Source organism: Streptomyces phaeoluteigriseus (assembly GCF_001896135.2).
Classification (GTDB): Bacteria; Actinomycetota; Actinomycetes; order Streptomycetales; family Streptomycetaceae; genus Streptomyces; species Streptomyces phaeoluteigriseus.
In genome coordinates, this window is sequence record NZ_MPOH02000005.1 from 34476 (window position 1) to 55162 (window position 20687).

At 73.1% G+C, this 20687-nt stretch carries 17 protein-coding genes and 5 pseudogenes; 11 read left to right on the forward strand and 11 right to left on the reverse strand.

Annotation, left to right across the window (positions count from 1 at the left end):
- The 3 genes and pseudogenes from BM536_RS41640 to BM536_RS03385 all read left to right on the forward strand — a co-directional run.
- Positions 1 to 223 (forward strand): annotated as a pseudogene (locus tag BM536_RS41640) (hypothetical protein); the annotation flags it as partial.
- Between the two features lie 21 nt (positions 224 to 244).
- Complete coding sequence (locus BM536_RS03380) at positions 245 to 1009, forward strand: bestrophin-like domain (protein ID WP_073499247.1); 765 nt, start codon at positions 245 to 247, stop codon at positions 1007 to 1009.
- A 210-nt stretch (positions 1010 to 1219) separates the two neighbouring features.
- A complete protein-coding gene (locus tag BM536_RS03385; RefSeq protein WP_073499245.1) occupies positions 1220 to 1750 on the forward strand; it encodes a hypothetical protein in 531 nt (176 codons plus the stop codon).
- 129 nt (positions 1751 to 1879) lie between these two features.
- Here the strand turns inward: BM536_RS03385 and BM536_RS44670 are convergent.
- Positions 1880 to 2278, reverse strand: a pseudogene (locus tag BM536_RS44670) (hypothetical protein); the annotation flags it as partial.
- Between the two features lie 651 nt (positions 2279 to 2929).
- On the opposite strand from BM536_RS44670, the pseudogene BM536_RS03395 reads away from it, so the two are divergent.
- Positions 2930 to 3600, forward strand: a pseudogene (locus BM536_RS03395) (class F sortase).
- 189 nt (positions 3601 to 3789) lie between these two features.
- On the opposite strand, the pseudogene BM536_RS03400 reads toward BM536_RS03395, so the two are convergent.
- A pseudogene (locus BM536_RS03400) lies at positions 3790 to 4630 on the reverse strand (polysaccharide deacetylase family protein).
- 269 nt (positions 4631 to 4899) lie between these two features.
- On the opposite strand from BM536_RS03400, the gene BM536_RS03405 reads away from it, so the two are divergent.
- Positions 4900 to 5361: a universal stress protein gene (locus BM536_RS03405; protein WP_094102494.1), complete on the forward strand. Its 462-nt coding sequence runs from the start codon at positions 4900 to 4902 to the stop codon at positions 5359 to 5361.
- Between the two features lie 65 nt (positions 5362 to 5426).
- Here the strand turns inward: BM536_RS03405 and BM536_RS03410 are convergent, their stop codons facing one another.
- Positions 5427 to 6557 (reverse strand): CapA family protein, encoded by a 1131-nt coding sequence (locus tag BM536_RS03410; protein ID WP_094102495.1) that lies wholly within the window; start codon positions 6555 to 6557, stop codon positions 5427 to 5429.
- A 222-nt stretch (positions 6558 to 6779) separates the two neighbouring features.
- Between BM536_RS03410 and BM536_RS03415 the strand changes: the two genes are divergently transcribed.
- The 3 genes from BM536_RS03415 (at position 6780) to BM536_RS03425 (ending at position 8799) form a co-directional block, all read left to right on the forward strand.
- Complete coding sequence (locus BM536_RS03415) at positions 6780 to 7325, forward strand: sigma-70 family RNA polymerase sigma factor (protein WP_094102496.1); 546 nt, start codon at positions 6780 to 6782, stop codon at positions 7323 to 7325.
- A 149-nt stretch (positions 7326 to 7474) separates the two neighbouring features.
- The gene (locus tag BM536_RS03420; RefSeq protein ID WP_073499241.1) at positions 7475 to 7987 is read left to right on the forward strand and encodes a hypothetical protein; all 513 of its coding nucleotides are present in this window, start codon (positions 7475 to 7477) and stop codon (positions 7985 to 7987) included.
- Positions 7988 to 8136: 149 nt separating this feature from the next.
- Positions 8137 to 8799: a zf-HC2 domain-containing protein gene (locus BM536_RS03425; RefSeq protein WP_094102497.1), complete on the forward strand. Its 663-nt coding sequence runs from the start codon at positions 8137 to 8139 to the stop codon at positions 8797 to 8799.
- Between the two features lie 284 nt (positions 8800 to 9083).
- Here BM536_RS03425 and BM536_RS03430 read toward each other — a convergent pair whose 3' ends face one another.
- Both BM536_RS03430 and BM536_RS03435 read right to left on the reverse strand, forming a co-directional pair.
- Positions 9084 to 9947 (reverse strand): Fpg/Nei family DNA glycosylase, encoded by an 864-nt coding sequence (locus tag BM536_RS03430; RefSeq protein WP_073498420.1) that lies wholly within the window; start codon positions 9945 to 9947, stop codon positions 9084 to 9086.
- A gap of 31 nt (positions 9948 to 9978) precedes the next feature.
- Entirely contained in the window at positions 9979 to 12066 is a 2088-nt protein-coding gene (locus BM536_RS03435) for a SpoIIE family protein phosphatase (protein ID WP_094102498.1), read from the reverse strand.
- A gap of 121 nt (positions 12067 to 12187) precedes the next feature.
- On the opposite strand from BM536_RS03435, the gene BM536_RS03440 reads away from it, so the two are divergent.
- Positions 12188 to 13609 (forward strand): lipase maturation factor family protein, encoded by a 1422-nt coding sequence (locus BM536_RS03440; RefSeq protein WP_073498421.1) that lies wholly within the window; start codon positions 12188 to 12190, stop codon positions 13607 to 13609.
- Here BM536_RS03440 and BM536_RS03445 read toward each other — a convergent pair.
- The 5 genes and pseudogenes from BM536_RS03445 to BM536_RS03465 form a co-directional block, all read right to left on the reverse strand.
- The gene (locus BM536_RS03445) at positions 13597 to 14436 is read right to left on the reverse strand and encodes an amidohydrolase family protein (protein WP_073498423.1); all 840 of its coding nucleotides are present in this window, start codon (positions 14434 to 14436) and stop codon (positions 13597 to 13599) included. The two genes, BM536_RS03440 and BM536_RS03445, sit on opposite strands and share 13 nt — an antisense overlap.
- 42 nt (positions 14437 to 14478) lie before the next feature.
- Positions 14479 to 14700, reverse strand: a complete 222-nt coding sequence (locus BM536_RS03450; RefSeq protein ID WP_425444597.1) for a hypothetical protein — start codon at positions 14698 to 14700, stop codon at positions 14479 to 14481.
- Between the two features lie 88 nt (positions 14701 to 14788).
- Positions 14789 to 15799 carry an aldo/keto reductase gene (locus BM536_RS03455; protein ID WP_094102499.1) on the reverse strand — a complete coding sequence of 337 codons (1011 nt, stop codon included), beginning with the start codon at positions 15797 to 15799 and terminating at the stop codon, positions 14789 to 14791.
- Positions 15796 to 16551 carry an SDR family NAD(P)-dependent oxidoreductase gene (locus BM536_RS03460; protein ID WP_094102500.1) on the reverse strand — a complete coding sequence of 252 codons (756 nt, stop codon included), beginning with the start codon at positions 16549 to 16551 and terminating at the stop codon, positions 15796 to 15798. The genes BM536_RS03455 and BM536_RS03460 overlap by 4 nt, the downstream gene beginning before the upstream one ends.
- Positions 16548 to 17892: pseudogene (locus BM536_RS03465) on the reverse strand (enolase C-terminal domain-like protein). The gene BM536_RS03460 and the pseudogene BM536_RS03465 overlap by 4 nt, the downstream one beginning before the upstream one ends.
- 128 nt (positions 17893 to 18020) lie before the next feature.
- Between BM536_RS03465 and BM536_RS03470 the strand changes: the two are divergent.
- Together BM536_RS03470 and BM536_RS03475 are read left to right on the forward strand one after the other, a co-directional pair.
- Positions 18021 to 18740, forward strand: a complete 720-nt coding sequence (locus BM536_RS03470; protein ID WP_073498427.1) for a FadR/GntR family transcriptional regulator — start codon at positions 18021 to 18023, stop codon at positions 18738 to 18740.
- A gap of 89 nt (positions 18741 to 18829) precedes the next feature.
- Complete coding sequence (locus tag BM536_RS03475; protein WP_094102501.1) at positions 18830 to 20173, forward strand: amidase; 1344 nt, start codon at positions 18830 to 18832, stop codon at positions 20171 to 20173.
- Positions 20174 to 20361: 188 nt separating this feature from the next.
- Here BM536_RS03475 and BM536_RS39220 read toward each other — a convergent pair whose 3' ends face one another.
- Complete coding sequence (locus BM536_RS39220; RefSeq protein WP_107439544.1) at positions 20362 to 20535, reverse strand: hypothetical protein; 174 nt, start codon at positions 20533 to 20535, stop codon at positions 20362 to 20364.
- Between the last annotated feature and the right edge of the window lie 152 nt (positions 20536 to 20687).

The window sequence follows — 20687 nt, forward strand, 5'->3', positions numbered from 1 at the left end:
CGCCGGCCCTTGCCGCCGACCCCACCCCCACTCCCACACCGCCGCCCACTCCCACACCGGCGCCCGAGCCCACGCCGCGCCGTCCGTGTCGCCCGTGAGCTACCCGGCGTACCACGCGCAGCCGCGCCGGGCGCCCGTCCGGCACCACCGGTCGCCGGTCACCTACGTCCTGCTCATCACCGCGCCCGCGGTCATCGCCATCGCCGCGCTGCGGCCCCGCTGACGCCCCTCCAGGAGGCATCTCTTGCCGGAATGGCTTGTTCTCACCCTCGCGATGCTCGCCGCGTGCGCGGTGGTGATCGCCGTCACCTTCGTCCGGCACCGCACCGCGTCCGACGACGAGGACCCGTCCGAGACCCCGGACGTCATCGAGTACATGACCATGTGGATCGGCGTGGTGTACGCCATCGTCCTGGGCCTGGCGATCGCCGGTGTCTGGGAGGCCCGCAGCGTCGCCCAGGACCACGTCCAGGCGGAGGCCCAGTCGCTGCACGAGATCTCGGAGCGGGTACGGGTGTACCCGGCCGACGTCCGCGACCGCGTCCGGGGGGACATCGACGCCTATGTCTCGCACGTCGTCACCACCGAGTGGCAGGCCATGGCCGACAAGGGCGAGGTGACCGAGCGCGGGGACGAACTCCTCGCACGCCTCCGCGTCGACCTCACCGACTACCGGCCCGCGTCCGACTTCGAGGCGCAGGCCTATCAGCCGCTCCTCGACCAGATGGCCGCCGCCGACGAGGCCCGCAACGACAGGGCCGGCTCGACCGGGGCGACCATGCCCGGCGTGGTGTGGTTCGGGCTCCTCGCCGGTGCCGCCATCACCGTCGGCATGGTCTTCGCGCTCCAGATCCGCCGCACCACCCGGGAGCTGATCCTGGCGGGACTGTTCTCCGCGCTGATCGCTTTCCTGCTGTTCCTGATCTGGGACTTCGACGCGCCCTACAGCCGGGGCATCACCGCGTCGGTCGAGCCCTTCCTGCATCTGTTCCCGGACGCCGGCGAGTAAGCGCACCGCCCGGGGCGACGGCGGGCGACACGCCGACGCCGTCCCCCGGTCGCGGGTACGCCGTCCCCCGTCCGGCGTACCCCATTGCCCCATTCGCGCGACAGGGATCGCGGGGGCGCGCACATGTTTCTAGCGTTTCGGTCATCGAGGTGCATTTATGACGCAAGCGGGAAACACCGCGGCTGCTCCTCGGAAACCGGAGGAAACACCATGCACGCGATACGCGTCGCTTCGGCCGCACTGCTGGGCGCGTGCGCCCTGGCCGTCTCCACCCCGCCCGCCGTCGCCACGGAACGCGACGTCACCCCCTTCGGCTTCGGCGTGCTGCCGTCGACGATCGCGGCGGGTGGCCGGGTGACCCTCCAGATCGACCGGAGCAACGGCGGCTGCGAGGGCGCGGTCACCGTCACCTCGGGGATCTTCGACTCGGTGCACATCGCCGCGTCCCGCTCGTCGGCCACGACGACCGTCGACCACGACGTCAGGGTGGGCGCCGTGTACCAGGTGACGTTCACCTGCGACGGTGTCAGCGGGTCCACCCAACTCGCCGTCGTCGGCCTGCATCCGGCCTCCCCCACACCGGCGCCACACCCGGTCCCGCGCGGGGTACGGGCCGGTGCGGGCGGGACCGTCGCCGGGTTCGACATCAAGGAGATCGGGCTCGGTGCGGCGCTCATCGCCGGGTCGGTGGGTACGGCGTACCACTTCTCGCGGCGGCGCTCGGGGGAGGACGGCGCTTGACAGCCGCCGCACGGCAGGCCTTCGCCCCGGTTCCCTGTCAGGGGCCGGGGCGAAGGCCTGTGACGGTGCGGTGTCCCGTGCTCCGAAGGATGCGCGGGCGGGCTTCGAAGGATGCGCGGGCGGGCGGCGTCAGACGCGTCGTTCGGCGCGTCGGCGCATCCAGAACACGCCTCCGCCGATGACGGCCGCGGCCACCAGCCCGCCGCCGATGGCCACGTCGGTCGGGGTGGCACCGCTGGAGCTGCTGCCGCCGAGACCGCCGCGGACACCGCCGATGACGGTGAACGCAGTGGGGTTGGTGAGGGTACGGCCGTTGCAGTTGACCGTGATGCTGTGCGAGCCGGGGCGCGCGTTGCTGTTGACCGTAGCGGTGCTCTGCGCCGTGTTGTGGGCGCCGTTGACGGACCTGAGGTTGGTCGTCGGGAAGGCGTCCGAACTCATGGTGCCGCCGCCCCGGCAGCCGTCGACGGTGACGGTCAGCCGGCCGCCGCGGGCGACGACGCTGGGCAGCGCGACGATGTTTCTCGGGGAGACCGACCCGTTGCCACCGCTGTTGTTGCCGTTGCCGCCGCCGTTGTTGCCGCCGTTCCCACCGTTGTTTCCGCCGTTACCCCCGTTGTTGTTGCCGTTACCGCCGTTGTTGTTGCCATTACCGCCGTTGTCGTTTCCGCCCCAACTGTTGTTGCCCGCGTGGCCCCCTCCGTTGTTGTTTCCGGGGTCCGACCAGGCGTTGTCGTTCTGGCTGCCCGGGTTGGGTGGCATACCGTCCGCGACGGCCACGGGGGCGGCGAGCCCGAGGACGGCGACCGCTGTGGCCGCGGCCGCCAGGGCGCGTGTGTTTCGCATGTGATCCTCCGCGGAAGGCGCCCCGGGGCCCGTCCCCGGTCTGTCGGCGAGAGAACGCCTCCCGAATCGACCCTCAGATGCCGCGCCCGTGCCCGCATTTCGACAATGGTCCGTCCTGGTGAGAGGACACGCCGGGGGACACGCACGCAATCGGATATCACCGCAGGTCACGGACTGTCGGAAAATTCCTGTGCGCGGCAACTCGGATGGCGGACCGGGAGACATGCGGGCCACCCGTTCGCCGCTTCCCCGTCGCCGGTTCCCGTGGCGGGACTTAGCGTTCTCGTATGCGCGGAAGGACGTGGCGACGGCCGCGTCGAAAGGGGATGGCGAATGTCTGGGTACGAGCTGTCCGGAATGGCGGAAGAGGAGGAGCGGCCGAAGAAGCGCGCCCCTTGGGGCGTGATAGCGCTTGTTCTGCTGACCGGTCTCGCGCTCATCCGCAATGGTTCGGGGGAGTTCGACGCCGGCCCGCCGCAACCCGCCTCGGCGGCTGCGGCCGACGCCCACACGGCCCAGGCACCTTCGGCAAGGCCGTACAGGCCCTCCCGTTCTCGGAGCCCGACCGGGTCCGGATCCCCGCCATCCAGGTCGACGCCCCGGTCATGCAGGTCGGCCTGGACACGGACGGCTGGGTCGGCGCGCCGCCCCCGGAGGACCCGAATCTGGCCGGCTGGTTCACCGGCGCCGTCTCGCCCGGTGAAAAGGGGACCGCGGTCGTCGTCGGCCATGTCGACAACACACAGGGGCCCGCCGTGTTCTACGGCCTCGGCGCCCTGAAGAAGGGAAATCACGTCGAGGTGGCCCGCCGGGACGGGAAGACCGCGGTGTTCGAGATCTACGGCATCGAGGTCTTCGAGAAGAACAACTTCCCCGGCGACCGCGTCTACGCCTCCAAGGGCTCCCCCGAACTCCGGGTCATCACCTGCGGTGGCGGTTTCTCCAAGGCAAACGGTTATGACGGCAATGTGGTCGCCTTCGCCCGCCTGGTCGAGGTCCGCTGAACGGACCCCGGCCGGGCGGGTGAACGCCCCGCGGGATCGCGGCCGGCCGCAGCCCCCGGGGCGGATCCGGTCCGGTCCGAACCGGAAGACCCCAAGGGCCTGTCGTTTGGATCACGCCGCCGACGCGGGGCCCGGCACGCGCATCTGCCGCGCCGTCGACTTCCTGCGACCTGACCCGAACGACAGGCCCTAGGTGCGCTGTCGCCGCGGCACCGTGATGTGGTAGCCGGAGTCCAGGAGTTGGGGCAGGTAGCGGCGCAGGGCCCGCACGCTCTGGGTACGGTCGCCGCCGGCGTCGTGCGAGAGGACGACGACACCTGGGGCGGCGCCGTTCTCGACCCGGTCGACGATGGTGCCGGTGCCGGGCGAGGTCCAGTCGAGGGTGTCGACCGTCCAGGCCAGGGATTCCATGCCGAGTTCGGAGCCCAGTTGGAAGGCGGCGCGGTTCCAGGCGCCGTAGGGGGCGCGGAACCAGCGGGGCCGTTCCCCGTAGGCGTTTTCGATGACCTCGCTGGTGCGGGTCATCTCGGAGCGGATCTGGCGGCGGGTGAGCTTGGTGAGCAGGGGGTGGGACCAGGTGTGGTTGCCGACGGTGTGTCCCTCGTCGGCCATCCGGGCCAGCAGTTCGGGGTGGTGGGCGGCCATCTCCCCGCAGACGAAGAACATCGCGTGGACGTCGTACGCGGCGAGGGTGTCGAGGATGTCCGGGGTGTAGCGGGGGTCGGGGCCGTCGTCGAAGGTCAGCACCATGGCGCGGCCGCGGCCGGTGATCCGCAGCAGCGGTTCGCTCCGCACGGGGGTGCGGGCGGCGGCGCGCCCGGTGGGCCGTAGCCGGTCATGGGCTGGAGGCGGTAGGCGGAGGACTTCATCGGGAGGCGGTGCGCGGGCGCACCGGGCGCCGGGGCACCGGTGCCGGCCGGTGTCCCGCGCCCGTCCCCCACGCGAACAGAGAGGCCGTGCCGGCCGCGCCGACGGCGGCGGCGCCGGCGAGCAACGCGCCGCGGCGCGTGAACAACTGATCCTTCTGCATGAGTCATCAGTCGCCCGGCGGGCCCTCGACGCACCACGACAACACCGCTCCGGCGGCAGTAATCCACCCGCTCGGCGCAGCGGCTGCCCCGCCTCCCCACGGGTCCGGGTCGGCGGCGGCGTACCGGCCGAAGGAGGAGCGTCTCGCGGATCGTCGGGCAGGTGGGGAGCGCGAGCGAGAGGGCGGGCGCCGAGCGCTCGCGGACGCCGAAGAAGGTCGGGGGCGGCCCGCTCGGCGGCCGGACCTGCGGCTTCCGATAGCCTCTCGCCGTGACGGAACAGCACCCCTCCCCGTTCGAACGGGGCACGGACGGCCCGAAGGTCATCGTGGTCGGCGTGGACGGCTCCGACTCCTCGCTGCGGGCCGCGGCCTACGCAGGCGGTCTGGCCCGGCGCCAGCGCGCCCTGCTCGCGGTGGTGTACGTGCAGCCGGTGATGGCGGCGGGCGCGGCGCTCGGGGCGCCGGTGGCGGACACGACCGACGAGATCGCCCAGGACATCGTGGCGCAGATCCGGGAGGCCACCGAGCGGTCCCGGGGGATATTCGACACGCGCTGGGAGTTCCACACCTTTTACGGCGACCCGTACAACGGACTGGTGAAGGCCGCCGACCAGCTGAAGGCTGACGCGGTGGTGGTCGGCGCCTCGGAGCAGGCCGGCCACCGGATCGTGGGGTCGGTCGCGGTACGGCTGGTGAAGGCGGGGCGCTGGCCGGTGACCGTGGTGCCGTAGAAGCCCCCGGCTCCCTTGCCCGCGACCCGCGACCCGCGACCCCCTGTTCCCACGCGCCGGGTGGTCTACTCCCCCGTCACCAGTCCGTCCTGCGCGGCCCCGCGGCCGAGCACGACGTCGCGGATGCGGTCGCGTACGCCCTGGACGTCGGCGCCCTGGGCGAGGGCCTTGTCGAGGTCGACGACGCGGCCCGCGTCGAGGTCGAACAGTTCGGGGACGAAGGCGGCCTTCGTCACCTCCCAGCGGGCGCCGGGCCGGGCGGGCGGGGCGAAGGTGAAGCGGGCCACGCTGGACTGGTTGGCGCGCGGGTCGACGACACCGGCGGGGTTCGGCGTTCCGCCGGCCACCTGGTCGCCCAGGCCGTACACGACCCACGTGCCGTTGACCTTCTCGTACGCCTGCGGGACGTGGGCGTGACCGCCCAGGAGCAGGTCGATGTCGGGACGGCCGCCGGTGCGGGAGGCGGTGAGGGTCCTGGCGAGGCCGAGCTGCCGGTCGTCCGGGGCGTCCTGCCACTCCGTTCCCCAGTGCAGGGAGACGACGACCACGTCGGCGCCGGCCCGGCGGGCGTTCCTGGCATCGGCGACGATCTTGTTCTCGTCGATCAGGGAGACCGCCCAGGGCTGTCCCTCGGGGAGCGGCACGCCGCTGGTGTCATAGGTGTACGCGAGGTGGGCGACCTTCGCGCTGCCCGCGCGCAGGAGGGGGACGGCGGCGGCCTCGGCCGCGGAGCGGGCGGTGCCCGTGTGCCGTACGCCGGTGCCGTCGAGGGCGTCCAGGGTGCGGCGTACGCCTTCGGGGCCGGCGTCGAGGCTGTGGTCGGAGGCGGTGGAGCAGCCGTCGTAGCCGGTGGCGGCGAGGGCGCCGGCGAGCTGGGGCATGGAGGCGGCGGCCGGGTCGGCGGCGGTGTGGACGGTCTCCAGGTGGCACAGCGCCAGGTCGGCGGCCGCGACGACGGGTTGGATGCCCGCGAACATCGGGCCGAAGTCGAAGCCGGTGCCGCCCGCGTCGAAGCGGGCCCGGTCGATGACCGAGGCGTGCGGGAGGATGTCGCCGGTGGCCACGAGGGTGAAGCCGCGGTTCGCCGAGGGGGCCGGACGTCCGGAGGCGGATTCGCGGTCGTGCGCCTGGCAGGCCGCGCCCGCCGTGAGAAGGGCCGTCAGGGCCAGGGCCACCTGGTGTCTGCGCGCGATCACCGAATCACCCCGTTTCATATGGCAAGTCATATTTACGCACGTATCACTACTAATCCATGGGTGGAGAAGTGCGGCCCCGGCGCTCCCGGCACCGGGGCCGGATGCGCGCGATCGGCGTAGCCCGGACCGTTCGTCGAACCGTTCGTCGACGCGATCGACCGTCCGCCGCAGACCCTTGTGCGCGCCCTGTCCCGAACCGGCGCCCTGCGGTGCCATACGCCCATGACCGCCGGGACCCTCACCGCCAGGACGACGACCGCCGAACACGAACTCGCCGCGCTCCAGCGAGACCACGGCCGGCCGCTCTTCGCGCTGCTCCTGAGGCTGTGCGACGGCGACCGCCAGCGCGCCGAGGACCTCGTCCAGGAGACCCTGGTCCGCGCCTGGCAGCACCCCGAGGCCCTGCACACCGACGCCTTCGACTCCGTACGGCCCTGGCTGCTCACCGTCGGCCGGCGGCTCGCCATCGACGCGCGGCGGGCCCGGCAGGCCCGGCCCGCGGAGGTCGGGGACGCGGTACTGGAGAACGCGCCGGTCTGCGGCGACCACGCCGAACGGGCGGCCGCCACCCTCGACGTGCGCGAGGCTGTGAAGACACTCACTCCGGAACACCGTGAAGTCCTGGTGCTGGTGTATTTCCAAGGGGCGAGTGTGGCGGAGGCCGCCGAGACCCTCGGCATCCCGCCCGGTACCGTGAAGTCCCGCGCGTACTACGCGCTGCGCGCCCTGCGCCGGGTGCTTCCCGGTTACGCGCCCGACCTGGGCTGAAACCCACGGTCGAGTCAAACCTCCGTAAAGCGCCTTGCCTTGGACCCCGGTTGAGTAATCGGGTGTCCTTATCCGTGTTCCGGATGGGGCCCGGTCGCCGGTTTTCCGGCGCCGAACGAAGCGCACGCACCGGAGGAAGGCAGGAAGGGATGCTGCACAGAGGTCATCAGAGCACGGACGGCGCCGGCGGCGGGGAACTGACGGTCCCCATGGCCTGGTTGTACGCCGAGTACATCGCCGACGAACTGCTGCGGACCGGCGATCTCATGCCGCCGACGTCCTTCGAGTTCCGCGCCGGGCGCGACGCGCTGGCACTCACCATCTTCCTGTCCGACACCGACGGCGAACTGCCCGGGATCCGGGTCGTCACCCAGCTGGAGACGTGGCTCTCGCTCACGGCGTACGACCAGCCCTGGCAGAGCTGGGTCACCGAACGCATGTCCCAACTGGCGGCCGAGGCAGCTCAGTTGGAGGGCCCCGACCCCGATCTGGAGCTGGCCTCGGCGGCCTGGCGCTGGCTGGAGGAGACCGAACTGCTCGCCCCCGACCTCAACGCGGTGCCGGGCGGCGCAGCGGCCGGCGAGGACGAGGGACCCAAGGTCTGGACGCCCGCCTGGCAGCTCGGTCTGCCCCTCGGACATCTCGCGATCCACCTTTTCTAGCCGTTTCGGATTCGGACCAATCCATGGGCCGACCGCTCCGAACATCTGGGTCACGATTCGGTACGCGACTTGAGTGATTCGGCTGGCTGGTCCGTACCGGTGGGAGCAAGGAGTAACCCCACTGGCACTCAACGGCACGAGGTTTCGGCATGAGGTCCCTGGAGAGGCATCGCGACGTCGGCGCGTACGCGCTGGGCGTGCTGGACGAGGCGCAGGCCTTCCGTTTCGAGGACCACCTCATGGAGTGTCCCCGATGCGCGGCGGAGGTCACCGAGTTCGGCGCCACCACCCGGCAGCTCATGCTGTACCGGAGGGCGACGCCGCGCGCCGTGCACCCCTTCGCCGGACCTGGCCCACAGCTGCTCGACCGGCTCCTCGGCGAGGTCGTCGCCCGGCGCCGGGCCGTCAAGCGCCGGCTGCTGTACGCGGTGGCCGCGGCCGTGGTGATCGCCGTCGCGGGTCCCGCGCTCGCGATGATGGCCGGTGGCGGTGGGAGTGGTGGGGAGCCGGCGCGGATCGTCGCGGCGACCGACCAGAAGTCCGGCGTGTGGGCGCAGGTGACGGCCGAGGACGAGGTCTGGGGCAGCCAGGTCGAACTGGAGGTGAAGGACGCCGCGGGACCGCGCGCCTGCCATCTGATCGTCGTCGGCCATGACGGCTCGGAGGAGATCGTCACCAGCTGGACGGTCCCCGACCACGACGCCCGCCCCAACACGATGAAGGGCGGCGCGACCATGCAGTCCGACCAGATCGCGCGCTACGAGGTACGGACGATGAACGGCGAGACCCTCGTCGTCCTCAAGCCCCGCTAGCGGCACCGCCGACCTCGGCCGACCAGGCCCTGCGCGAGATCCGGCCACACTCCCGGCCACCACGGTTCGGCCAGGCGCCGCCGCCCCAACCCCGCCGCAACAAACCGTCGCCCCGACCGGACGGCCTTTCGCCCGGCGCCGCGAGGCCCAGCCCGCCCGGCCGCGGCCGCGCGTCGAACCGGCCGGGCACGATCCGGCCACCCCCTGGCCGTCCCGCACCGCTGCCGGCCGCCCCTGCCGGCCCTGCCGCGCTGGTCCGCCTGAGCGGTGCCGATCGTTGTGCGTTACTTCAGCAGCCGCGACATCCGGCGGTCCGCCAGCGGCTTGCCGCCCGTCTGGCAGGTCGGGCAGTACTGGAGCGAGGAGTCGCTGAAGGACACCTCGCGGACGGTGTCGCCGCAGACCGGGCAGGGCTCGCCGGTCCGGCCGTGGACGCGCAGGCCGCTCTTCTTCTCCGCCTTGAGCCGCCCGGCCGCCACGCCCCGCGAGCGTTCCACCGCCTCCGTGAGGGTGCCGCGCAGGGCCTGGTAAAGGGTGTGGGTCTCCTCGGGGGTGAGGGAGGCCGCGAGTTTGAAGGGGGACATCCGCGCCGCGTGCAGGATCTCGTCGCTGTAGGCGTTGCCGACGCCGGCGATCAGGGACTGGTCGCGCAGCGCGCCCTTGAGCTGCCGTCGCTCGCCGGACAGCAGGGCGGCGAAGCGCTCCTCGTCGAAGTCGGCGGCCAGCGGGTCGGGGCCCAGCCGGGCCACTCCCGGCACCTCCCCCGGGTCGCGCACGAGGTACACGGCGAGGCGTTTCTGGGTGCCGGCCTCGGTGAGGTCGAAGCCCTCGCCGGTCTCCAGGGCGACACGCAGGGCCAGCGGCCCCTTGCCGGGCCGGGGCGGACCGTCGGGGAGGCGGTCCTTCCAGTGCAGCCAGCCGGCGCGGGCCAGGTGGGTGACGAGGTGGAGGCCGCCGGCGGTCTCCAGGTCCAGGAACTTGCCGTGCCGGCGCACCGCGGTGACCGCCTGGCCCTCGACGGCGGCCAGGGGCGGGTCGTACGTCTTCAGCACGCTGATCGCGACGGGCAGGACCCGCACGATCTCGTGGCCGACCAGGTGCTCGGTGAGGAAGTCCTTGAGCGCTTCGACCTCGGGGAGTTCCGGCATACGTCCAGAGTGCCATCCGCCGGCCGGGTGTTCAGCTCCGCGCCGGCAGGCCGAACTCGCACCACACGCACTTGCCGCCGCCGCGCGCCTCCACGCCCCACACGTCGGACAGCAGGTCGACCAGGAGCAGTCCGCGCCCGGAGACGCCCGAGTCCCCGGCCTCGCGGCGGCGCGGCAGGGCGCTGGAGGAGTCCTCGACCTCTACGCGCAGCCGACGGTCGCCGCCGGTGAGGAGGCGCAGGGTGACGACGGCGGCGCCCTCGGTGTGCATGAGGGCGTTGGTGACCAGTTCGTCGGCGACCAGCTCGACGTCGTCGGTACGCTCCTGGGCGCCCCAGGTGCGGACGGCGGCGCGGATCATGTGCCGGGCCTGGGTGAGGGCCTCCGGGTCGCCGGGTGCCACGTGTTGCTGGAGCCGGCTGCCGGCCTGTGGGGCGTCCGGGCGGCGCCGGCGCAGCAGCAGGAGGGCCACGTCGTCGTCGCCGCCGCGCTCCTCGGCGACGTCGATGAGCCGGTCGGCGAGTCCGCGTACGTCGTCGGGGCCGGTGGCGATCAGCTCGGCGAGGGCCCGCATGCCGTCGTCGAGGTCGGCGCCGGGCTGCTCGACCAGCCCGTCGGTGCACAGCAGCAGGGTGTGGCCGGGGTCGAGTTCGAAGGTGGCCACGGGGTAGTCGAGGCGGCCGAACTCGGCGGACAGGCCGAGCGGCAGCCCGCCGGGGACGGAGAGGCGCCGGCAGGTGCCGTCGGTGCCGCGCACCATCGGGTCGATGTGGCCGGCCCTGACCATCTGGACGACGCCCGTGGACAGGTCGGCCTCGGTGTAGAGGCAGGTGGCGAAGCGGTCGGTGTCGAGTTCGTGGAGGAAGACGGAGGCGCGGGCCATCACGGTGGCCGGGGTGTGCCCCTCGGAGGCGTAGGCCCGCAGGACGATGCGCAGCTGGCCCATGACCGCGGCGGCGTGGGTGTCGTGGCCCTGGACGTCGCCGATGACGGCACCGACCCGCCCGCCGGGCAGCGGGATCAGGTCGTACCAGTCGCCGCCGATGTCGCGGCCGTGGGAGCCGCCGATGGTGGCGGCGCGGTAGCGGACGGCGACGTCGGCGCCGGGCACGCTGGGGATGGTGCGCGGCAGCATGGCCTGCTGGAGGCCCTGGGCGATGTCCTTCTCCTGCTCGTAGAACATGGCCCGCTGCAGGGACTGGGCGATGCTGCTGCCGAGGGCGACGAGGATGTTGCGTTCCTCGGGGGTGAAGCCGCGCCGGTCGCTGTAGAGCAGGCCCATCGCGCCGATCGGGCGGGCCTGGACGATGAGCGGCAGATAGGCGGCCGAGGTGATCTTCAGGTCGGTGATGTGCGGCCACAGCTCGGGATAGCCGGCCGCGAACTCGTCCGGCGACTCGATGAACCGCGGGGCGAGGGTGCGCACCACCTCGCCCATCGGGTACGGCTCGTCGATCCGGGTGACGAGGGTGCCCGGCACGAAGCTGCCCTCGGGGCCCTCGGCGATCAGCCGGATCCGGCCCGCCTCGACCAGGCCCATGACGAGACTGGTCGCACCCAGGTGGATGAGTCCGTGGGTGTCCTTGAGGACGTCGATGACGTCCTTCACGGTCCGGGCGTGCGCCAGGGCCGCGGTGGTGAGCTGGACGACGTTGGTCTGCTCGCGCCGCGCGTCGTCGAGGGCCGCCTCCTCCCGGTGCGCGGCGAGGTCGCGCAGTTCGTCGCTCGCGTCCCGGACGATGCCGATGATCCGGCGCGGGCGGCCCGTGTCGTCGCGCCGGATGTAGCCCTGGGTGTGGGCCCAGCGCAGGCCGCCGTCGCGGCGGCGGATGCGGAAGTAGGCGCCGTAGTTCTCGCTGCCGTCCTTGATGGCCCGGGTCACCAGGGTGTCCAGGCGCAGGGCCTCGGCCTGCGGAACGCGCGGGGAGAGACTCGCCGGGTCGCCGTCGTACTCATCGGGGGTCAGGTCGAAGATCTCGTGGGCGCGGGCGTCCATGGCGAAGAGGCCGGTGTCCAGGTCCCAGTCGAAGCCGCCCATGCGGTTGAGTGCCAGGATCGGCTCCGAGTGGACGGGCCAGTCGTCCGGGAGGGACAGTGCGCTCGCTCCCCGATCAACCATGCGCCCACCTTGCCAGGATTTGTTCAATTCTTCGACCGGGAAGGGATCACGTGCGTGACGCGGCCCGGCGTGGAACCCGGCGGGTGTCAGGACCCGGGAGACGGGAGAGGAGCGGATCTGCGTGGAGTGGTTCACCGCACCCGAGTACTGGCTGAGCCGGACGGTCTTCCAGCGGGCTCTGGCCTGCGTGTATCTGGTCGCGTTCCTCACGGCGGCGCTCCAGTTCCGTGCGCTGCTCGGCGAACGCGGGATGCTGCCGGTGGCCCGGTTCGTCGAGCGGGTGCCGTTCCGGCGGGCGCCGAGCGTGTTCCACCTGCGGTGTTCGGACCGCTTCTTCGCCGGGTGCGCCTGGGCGGGCTGCGCGGTGTCGGCGGCGCTGATCGCGGGCCTGGACTCGCTGGTGCCGCTGTGGGCGGCCATGCTGCTGTGGCTGGTGCCGTGGGCGCTGTACGTGTCGATCGTCAACGTCGGCCAGACCTGGTACGGCTTCGGCTGGGAGTCGCTGCTGCTGGAGACGGGTTTCCTCGCCGTCTTCCTCGGCAACGACGAGGTGGCGCCGCCGGTCGTCGTGCTGTTCCTGCTGCGCTGGCTGCTGTTCCGGGTCGAGTTCGGCGCGGGCCTGATCAAGATGCGCGGCGATCCCTGCTGGCGGAAGCTCACCTGCCTGGACCACCACCACGAGACGCAGCCGATGCCCGGCCCGCTCAGCTGGTTCTTCCATCATCTGCCGAGGCCGCTGCACCGGATGGAGGTGGCCGCCAACCACGTCACCCAGCTGCTCGTGCCGTTCCTGCTGTTCACCCCGCAGCCGGTCGCGACGGCCGCCGCGTCCCTGATGATCGTCACCCAGCTGTGGCTGGTGCTGTCGGGCAACTTCTCCTGGCTGAACTGGATCACCGTCGTGCTGGCCGTCCCCGCCCTGGAACTGCCCGCCACCGCGCCGTCCACGCCCGACGCCCCGCTCTGGTACGTGGTGGTGGTCCTGACGGTGGCCGCGTTCCTGCTCTTCCTCAGCCACCGCCCGGTGCTCAACATGCTCTCGCGGCGGCAGGTCATGAACCGCTCCTTCGACCCGCTGCACCTGGTCAACACCTACGGCGCGTTCGGCAGTGTGAGCCGGGTCCGCCACGAGGTGGTGATCGAGGGCACCCTCGACGAGGTGCCGCGCGAGGACTCCGAGTGGCGGGAGTACGAGTTCAGGGGCAAACCCGGTGATCCCCGGCGCTGGCCGCGCCAGTTCGCCCCCTACCATCTGCGGCTGGACTGGATGATGTGGTTCGCCGCCCTCTCCCCCTCCTACGCCGGTCCCTGGTTCGGCGCGCTGGTGGAGCGGCTGCTGGAGAACGACCGCGACACGCTCCGCCTGCTGCGCCGCTCCCCGTTCCCGCCCGACGAGCCCCCGCGGCACATCCGCGCCCGCCTCTTCCGCTACCGGTACACGAACTGGCGGGAGCTGCGGGAGACGGGGGCGTGCTGGGAGCGGACGTTCGTACGGGAGTACCTGCCGCCGACGCGGCTGGCGGGGTCGGCTCACAGGCCGTAGACGCGGGTGGCGGTGCCCTCGAAGACCTGCCCGCTCTCGTCGGCGCTCAGGTGCCCGGTCAGCTGCCGGGCCGTCTCCAGGACCCGGCCGTAGCCGGCCGCGAGCGTGCACACCGGCCAGTCCGAGCCGAACATCAGGCGGCGCGGGCCGAAGGCGTCCAGGGCGGTCTCGGCGTACGGCCGCAGGTCGGCGGGCGTCCAGGTGGCGGGGTCGGCCTCGGTGACCAGGCCGGAGAGCTTGGCGACCGTGTTGGGCAGGGCGGCCAGTGTGCGCAGGGCGGCCTCCCAGGGTTCGCGGGCGCCCGAGGCGACGGGCGGTTTGCCGAGGTGGTCCAGGACGAAGGTGAGGCCGGGATGCCTGGCGGCGGCCCGTGCGCAGGCGGGGAGCTGGCGGGGCAGCACGATCAGGTCGTACACCAGGCCCGCGGCGGCGACGGCGGCGAGTCCACGGCGTACGTCCGGGCGCAGCAGCCACTCCGGGTCCGGCTCGCCCTGGACCTGGTGGCGGACGCCCTTGAGGTACCGGCCGCCGGGGAGTTCCCGCAGCCGGGCCAGTTCGTCACCGACGTCGGGGCGGGTGAGGTCCGTCCAGCCGACCACGCCCGCGACCAGGTCGTGTCCGGCCGCGAGGGCGAGGAACTCGGGGGTCTCCTCCGCCACGGTGACCGTCTGCACCAGGACGGTCCGGTCGACCCCGGCCGCACGGGCCTCGGGTGCGAGATCGGCGAGGGTGAAGTCCCGCCGCAAGGGCTGGAGTTCGTCGCCGGTGATCCAGTCCTGATCGCGGACGGACAGGTCCCACACGTGGTGGTGGGCGTCGACGGTCACGGCAGTTCCCGTACGTCGGTCATGCCAGCCACCGTACGTCGGTCATGCCAGCTCCCGTGAGACGTGCAGGCCCGCGTCGGCGCCTCGGCCCCCGTGGTCGTGTGCGGCGTCGAGCAGTTCGGCCGTCCGGGCCTGCCGGGCCACGTCGACCGGGCGTCCCTCCGGCTCGGCGAGGAGACGGACGTGGTCCTCGGCACCCCAGGACGGGAGGGAGGGCGGCAGCACCGCGCCGGTGGTCCACAAGGTGGCGCCCACTGCACGCACGGCGTGGGTCCGTGCCTCGAAGACCTCCCGGTGGACGGCGTCGTACGAGGCGATCCGGCCGACGCGGCCCTCGTGTGCCGGGTGCCCCTCACGCCTGCTCCTGCGGCGGCCTGCGCGGTGACTCCTCGCCGGGGACCGGGGCGTCGGGTGACAGGAGACCGGTTTCCCGCAGTTCCCGCCAGAGATCCGGGGGGATCGTGGCCCCGAACCGGTCGGCGCAGTCGTCGGCCTCGGCTGCCGAGCGGGCTCCGACGAGGACGCTCGCGACGGCCGGGTGGGCCGCGCAGAAGGCGAGGGCGGCGGCCCGCAGGGTCGTGCCGTGGCGCTCGGCGGCGGCCTTCAGGCGCAGGGCGCGGTCGACCAGCTCACGGGGCGCCTCGGCGTAGTCGTAGGTGGCGGTCGGCCTGGGGTCGGCCAGCAGGCCGGAGTTGAAGGCGCCGCCGATCACGACCGAGGTGCCGCGTCGCTGGGCGGCGGGGAGGAGGTCGGTGAGCGCGCTCTGGTCGAGGAGGGTGTAGCGGCCCGCGCAGAGCACCACGTCGACGTCGGTGTCGCGGACGAAGCGGGTGAGCATGGCGGTCTGGTTCATGCCGGCGCCGATCGCCCCGACGACGCCCTCGGAGCGCAGCTTCTCCAGCGCAGGGTAGCCCTCGCGGAAGGCCGCTTCGGCGTGGTCGTCGGGGTCGTGGAGGTAGACGACGTCGACGCGGTCGAGGCCGAGGCGGGTCAGGCTCGCCTCCAGGGTGCGGCGGATGCCGTCGGCGGTGAAGTCCCAGACGCGGCGGTGGGTGGCGGGGACGGCGAAGCCGTGGGCGAGGTCGTCGCCGCCCGCCGCCGAGGGCTCCAGTCGGCGGCCGACCTTCGTGGACACCGTGCAGTCGCCGCGGGGGTGCTCGCGCAGGGCCGCGCCCAGGCGGCGTTCGGACAGGCCGAGGCCGTAGTGGGGCGCGGTGTCGAAGTAGCGCACGCCGCGCCGCCAGGCGGCGGCCACCGTGGCGTGGGCCTGCTCGTCGTCGACCTCGGTGTACAGGTTGGCGAGGGGTCCGGCGCCCAGACCGAGGCCGGTGACCCGGACGTCGCTGCGGCCGAGGGTGTTCATGAGCCCGCCGGACGCAGCCGCAGGCCCTGCATGCCGCCGTCGACGGCGAGGGCGGTGCCGGTGGTGGCGCCGGACAGGGGGCTCGCCAGATAGGCGATGGCGCCCGCGACCTCGGCGGCGGTGACCAGCCGGCCGCTGGGCTGACGGGCCTCCAGGGCGGCGCGTTCGGCGACCGGGTCGTCGGCGGCGTCGAGGAGGCGGCCGACCCACGGGGTGCCGGCGGTGCCGGGGTTGACGCAGTTGACGCGGATGCCCTCGCGGACGTGGTCGGCGGCCATGGCGAGGGTGAGGGAGTGCACGGCGCCCTTGGTGGCGCTGTACAGGGCACGCTGTGGCAGGCCCGCGGTGGCGGCGACGGAGCAGGTGTTGACGATCGCCGCGTGCGCGGAGGCCCGTAGATGGGGCAGGGCGGCGCGGGCCGTGCGGACCATGCCGACGACGTTGACGTCCAGGACGCGGTGCCATTCGGCGTCGTCGTTGTCCTCGACGGTGCCCCGGGCACCGATGCCCGCGTTGTTGACCAGGACGTCCAGGCCGCCCAGTTCGGCCACCGCGGCCGCGACGGCCTTACGGACGGAGGCGTCGTCGCCGACGTCGGCGCGGTGGGCGAGGAGCGGCTCGCCGACGCCCGTCGGGTCCAGGTCGAGGACGGCGACGGTGGCGCCGCGCTCGGCCAGCAGTTCGGAGGTGGCCCGGCCGATGCCGGAGGCGCCGCCGGTCACCAGGGCGGTCAGCCCCTCGAAGTCGTTCACGCCGTCTGTTCCTTCCGGCTGGTCAGGTCGGCGGTCCAGAAGGTGCCGCCGGGGTAGGTGTACCGCGCGATCGACTCCGGCCGCATGGCGGCGGAGAAGCCCGGCGCGGTGGGTGCCGCGTAGTGGCCTTCCGTGATCACCACCGGGTCGAGGAAGTGGTCGTGCAGATGGTCGACGTACTCGATGACGCGGTCCTCGGTGGTGCCGGTCAGGGCCACGTAGTCGAACATCGACAGGTGCTGGACGAGTTCGCACAGGCCGACGCCGCCGGCGTGCGGGCAGACGGGCACTCCGAACTTGGCGGCGAGCAGCAGGATCGCGAGGTTCTCGTTGACGCCCGCGACGCGGGCCGCGTCGAGCTGGAGGACGTCCAGGGCGCCCGCCTGGAGGAACTGCTTGAAGACGACGCGGTTCTGGACGTGCTCGCCGGTGGCGACCTTGACCGGGGCGACCGCCTCGCGGACGGCGGCGTGGCCGAGGATGTCGTCGGGGCTGGTGGGCTCCTCGATCCAGTAGGGCTCGAACGCGGCGAGGGCCCGGGTCCAGCGGATCGCCTCGTCGACGTCCCAGCGCTGGTTGGCGTCGACCGCGATCCGCACGTCCGGGCCCACGGCGGCACGGGCCGCCCGGCAGCGCCGGATGTCGTCGTCGAGGTCGGCGCCGACCTTCAGCTTGATCTGGCGGAAGCCGTCGGCGACGGCCCGGCGGGCGAGGCGGGTGAGCTTGTCGTCGTCGTAGCCGAGCCAGCCGGCGGAGGTGGTGTAGGCGGGGTAGCCGCGCTCCAGCAGGCGGGCCCGGCGTGCGTCGGCGCCCTGTCTGCCGCGGCGCAGCAGGGTGAGGGCCTCGTCGGGGGTGAGGGCGTCGGTGAGGTAGCGGAAGTCGATCTGGCGTACCAGCCACTCGGGTGCGGCGTCGGCGAGCAGCCGCCACAGGGGCTTGCCGGCGCGCTTGGCGGCGAGGTCCCAGGCCGCGTTGACGACCGCGCCGATCGCCATGTGCATCACGCCCTTCTCGGGGCCGAGCCAGCGGAGCTGGCTGTCGCCGACGAGGTCGCGGCTGAGGGTGGCCCGGGTCGGCGCACAGGTCGTCGACGGACCGGCCGACGACCTGCTCGCGCAGGGCGCCGATCGCGGCGACCTGGACGTCGTTGCCCCGGCCGATGGTGAAGGTGAAGCCATGGCCCTCGTGGCCGTCGGCCGCGTCGGTGCGCAGGACGACGTAGGCCGCCGAGTAGTCGGGGTCCGGGTTCATCGCGTCGGAGCCGTCGAGTTCGCGGGAGGTGGGGAAGCGGATGTCGTGGGTGTCGACCGCGATGACGCGGGCGGGGATCGGAGGGGCCATGCCGCATATTTATCAGACCACTTCTCGGACGAGACATCCCTTGGACGGTAAAATGGCGCATTCATGACCGGCAGTGGTCGGACCACTTCGATGGTTGGACTGCGCTCATCGGCGACAGGAGAGGTGACGTGAACGAGTCCCCGCCCGGCGGGCCGCCCCCCGCCCCGAAGGGCACGGTGACGCAGCGCGCCATCGAACGGATCAAGGCGATGATCGGCGAGGGCCTGCTGGAGCCGGGCCAGCGGTTGCCGACCGAGCGCGATCTCGCGGCCCAGCTGGGCCTCTCGCGCAGTTCGATGCGCGAGGCGGTCCGGGCGCTCACGGTCATGGGGGTGCTGGAGGCCCGGCACGGTTCGGGCATCTACGTGACACAGCTCCAGGCCGGCGATCTGCTGGAGACGTTCGGCGTGGTGGCCGACCTCTCGCGTGGCCCGCGTCTGGTGGAGCTGCTGGAGGTGCGGCGAGCCCTGGAGTCGACGGCCGCCGCGCTGGCCGCCGCCCGCATCACCCCGGAGCAACTGAAGGCGGTGGAGGGTCACTTGGCGGCGATGAACGCCACGGACGACCCGGAGGAGATCCTCGCCCACGACCTCGCCTTCCACCGCGAGATCGCGATCGCGGCCGGCAACGAGACGATGGCGGCGATACTGGAGGGCCTGTCCTCACGTACCTTCCGCACCCGCGTCTGGCGGGGGTACCAGGAGGAGGGCGCCTACGCCCGCACCCGCCGGGAGCACGCCGCGATCCACCGCGCCCTGGCCGCCCGCGACCCGGAGGCCGCACGGGCGGCGGCTGCCGCGCACGTGGCCGAGGTCGAGCAGTGGCTGCGGGCGCAGGTCGGGACTTGAGGGCCCCTCGACCTGGCGCCCTCCGCGAGGCACAGTTCTCCGTGAGTACTCGCGAGTAGCACCCCGCACGCGCACACCGAGGAGCGCCAGTGACCGAGTGGGTCGGCCGTACCGCCGTGGAGATCGCCGCCGCCGTACGCGAGAAGCGGGTCGAACCCCGTGCGGTGGTGGCGGAGCATCTGGCGCGGATCGCACGGCTGGACGGCCGGATCGGGGCGTTCCGGGTGGTGCGGGCGGAGGCCGCGCTGGCCGAGGCCGACGAGGTGGCGGCCCGCGGCGACCGCGATCGGCTGCCCCTGGCGGGCGTCCCGGTGGCGGTCAAGGACAACCTCGCCGTGCGGGGCGAGTCGACCCGCGTCGGCTCGGCCGCGACCCCGGACGCGCCCGCCGGCGCCGACCATGTCACCGGCGGCCGGCTGCGCGCGGCCGGCGCGGTGGTGGTGGGCCTGACGAACGTGCCGGAACTGTGCGTCTTCGGCACCACGGACGGCGTGCACGGCACCGCCCGCAATCCGTGGGACACCTCGCGCACGGCGGGCGGTTCGTCCGGCGGCAGCGCGGCGGCGGTGGCCGCCGCGATGGTGCCGATCGCCCTCGGCAACGACGGCATGGGCTCGCTGCGCATACCGGCGGCCAACTGCGGCCTGGTCACGGTCAAGCCGGGCCACGGTGTGGTCCCGGCGGGGATCGGCGACGGCGACTGGTTCGGGATGTCGGAGAACGGTCCGCTGGCCACGACGGTCGAGGACGCCCGCCTGATGCTGTCGGTCCTCGCGGACACCGAGGTCGTACGGCCGCAGGAGTCCGGGGCGTTCAGGATCGCGGTGTCCGTGCGCAGCCCGCTGGCCGGGGTGACGGTGACCGGGCCGTACGTGGCGGCGGCGCGTGAGGCGGCCCGGGCGCTGACGCGGGCCGGGTACCAGGTGCGGCGGGCCGAACCGCCGTATCCGCTGTCGCTCGGCGTCACCGCGCTCGCGCACTGGACGGCCGGTACGGCGGTCGACGCGGAGTCGCTGGACGCGCGCCTGCTGACGCGCCGCACCCGTGTGCACGCGGCGCTGGGGCGGCGGTTCCTGACCGGGGTGCGTGGCGGCACGGCGCGCGAGGACCTGCGCCGGCGCCTGGAGCCGTTCTTCGCGGAGTACGACGTGCTGCTCACACCGGCGCTCGCGCGGCGGTCGCCGCGGTCCGCGCCGTGGCACGAGCGGGGCTGGCTGCGCAACGTGCTGGCGAACACCAACTACTCGCCGCTGACGCCGCCGTGGAACCTGACCGGGTGGCCGGCGATGGCGGTCCCGGTCGGCACGCCGGCGTCGGGCGCTCCCACCGCCGTGCAACTGGTGGGGCTGCCCGGCTCGGAGGCCCGACTGCTGCGGGTGGCCGAGCGGTTGGAGGAGCTGCGGCCGTGGCGGCGGACGGCGCCGCTCGACTGAGGAGGGCGGCCGGGGTCCGCGGGGGCTCGGCGTCACGGGGGCTCGGCGTCACACGGAGGCTCGGTGTCACGGAGGCTCGGTGTCACGGAGGCTCGGTGTCGCGGGGGCTCGGTGTCGCGGGGACGTGGGTCGCATGGGCGTACTGTCCGCACGCCCATGCGCTCGGCGATCGCGAGGGCCCGTCGACGTCAGTCGACGCTGGGCAGGATGTGGGGTTCGTTGAGGTCTTCCTCGTAGCCCGCCAGTCGGATGGGGGCGGAGCGCGCCCACACGTCGAGGCTGCCGATCTCCCCGGGCCGGCGGCCCGCACGCTGGGTGCGTTCCTTGGGGCGTTGTTCGCGATCCGTCGTCTCCGGTGTCACCGCGCACTCCTTATGTGTCGGTCACCCTCGGGGCGTGCCGGTCGGTCTGCGGATCCGGCGTCTGGCGCTCCCTCGGGTCTTGCTCAAGGGCAGTTCTGACGCGGTGGCGCCGGCAAACTCCAGAAGGAGCAGGCCGCTGTGAACCGGCTTGT

Excerpts from the sequence above, each read along its gene's own strand:
- BM536_RS03385 (WP_073499245.1), top strand. The coding sequence starts at position 1,220 with ATGCACGCGATACGCGTCGCTTCGGCCGCACTGCTGGGCGCGTGCGCC.
- BM536_RS03415 (WP_094102496.1), top strand. The coding sequence starts at position 6,780 with ATGACCGCCGGGACCCTCACCGCCAGGACGACGACCGCCGAACACGAA.
- BM536_RS03420 (WP_073499241.1), top strand. The coding sequence starts at position 7,475 with ATGCTGCACAGAGGTCATCAGAGCACGGACGGCGCCGGCGGCGGGGAA.
- BM536_RS03425 (WP_094102497.1), top strand. The coding sequence starts at position 8,137 with ATGAGGTCCCTGGAGAGGCATCGCGACGTCGGCGCGTACGCGCTGGGC.
- BM536_RS03430 (WP_073498420.1), bottom strand. The coding sequence starts at position 9,947 with ATGCCGGAACTCCCCGAGGTCGAAGCGCTCAAGGACTTCCTCACCGAG.
- BM536_RS03435 (WP_094102498.1), bottom strand. The coding sequence starts at position 12,066 with ATGGTTGATCGGGGAGCGAGCGCACTGTCCCTCCCGGACGACTGGCCC.
- BM536_RS03455 (WP_094102499.1), bottom strand. The coding sequence starts at position 15,799 with ATGAACACCCTCGGCCGCAGCGACGTCCGGGTCACCGGCCTCGGTCTG.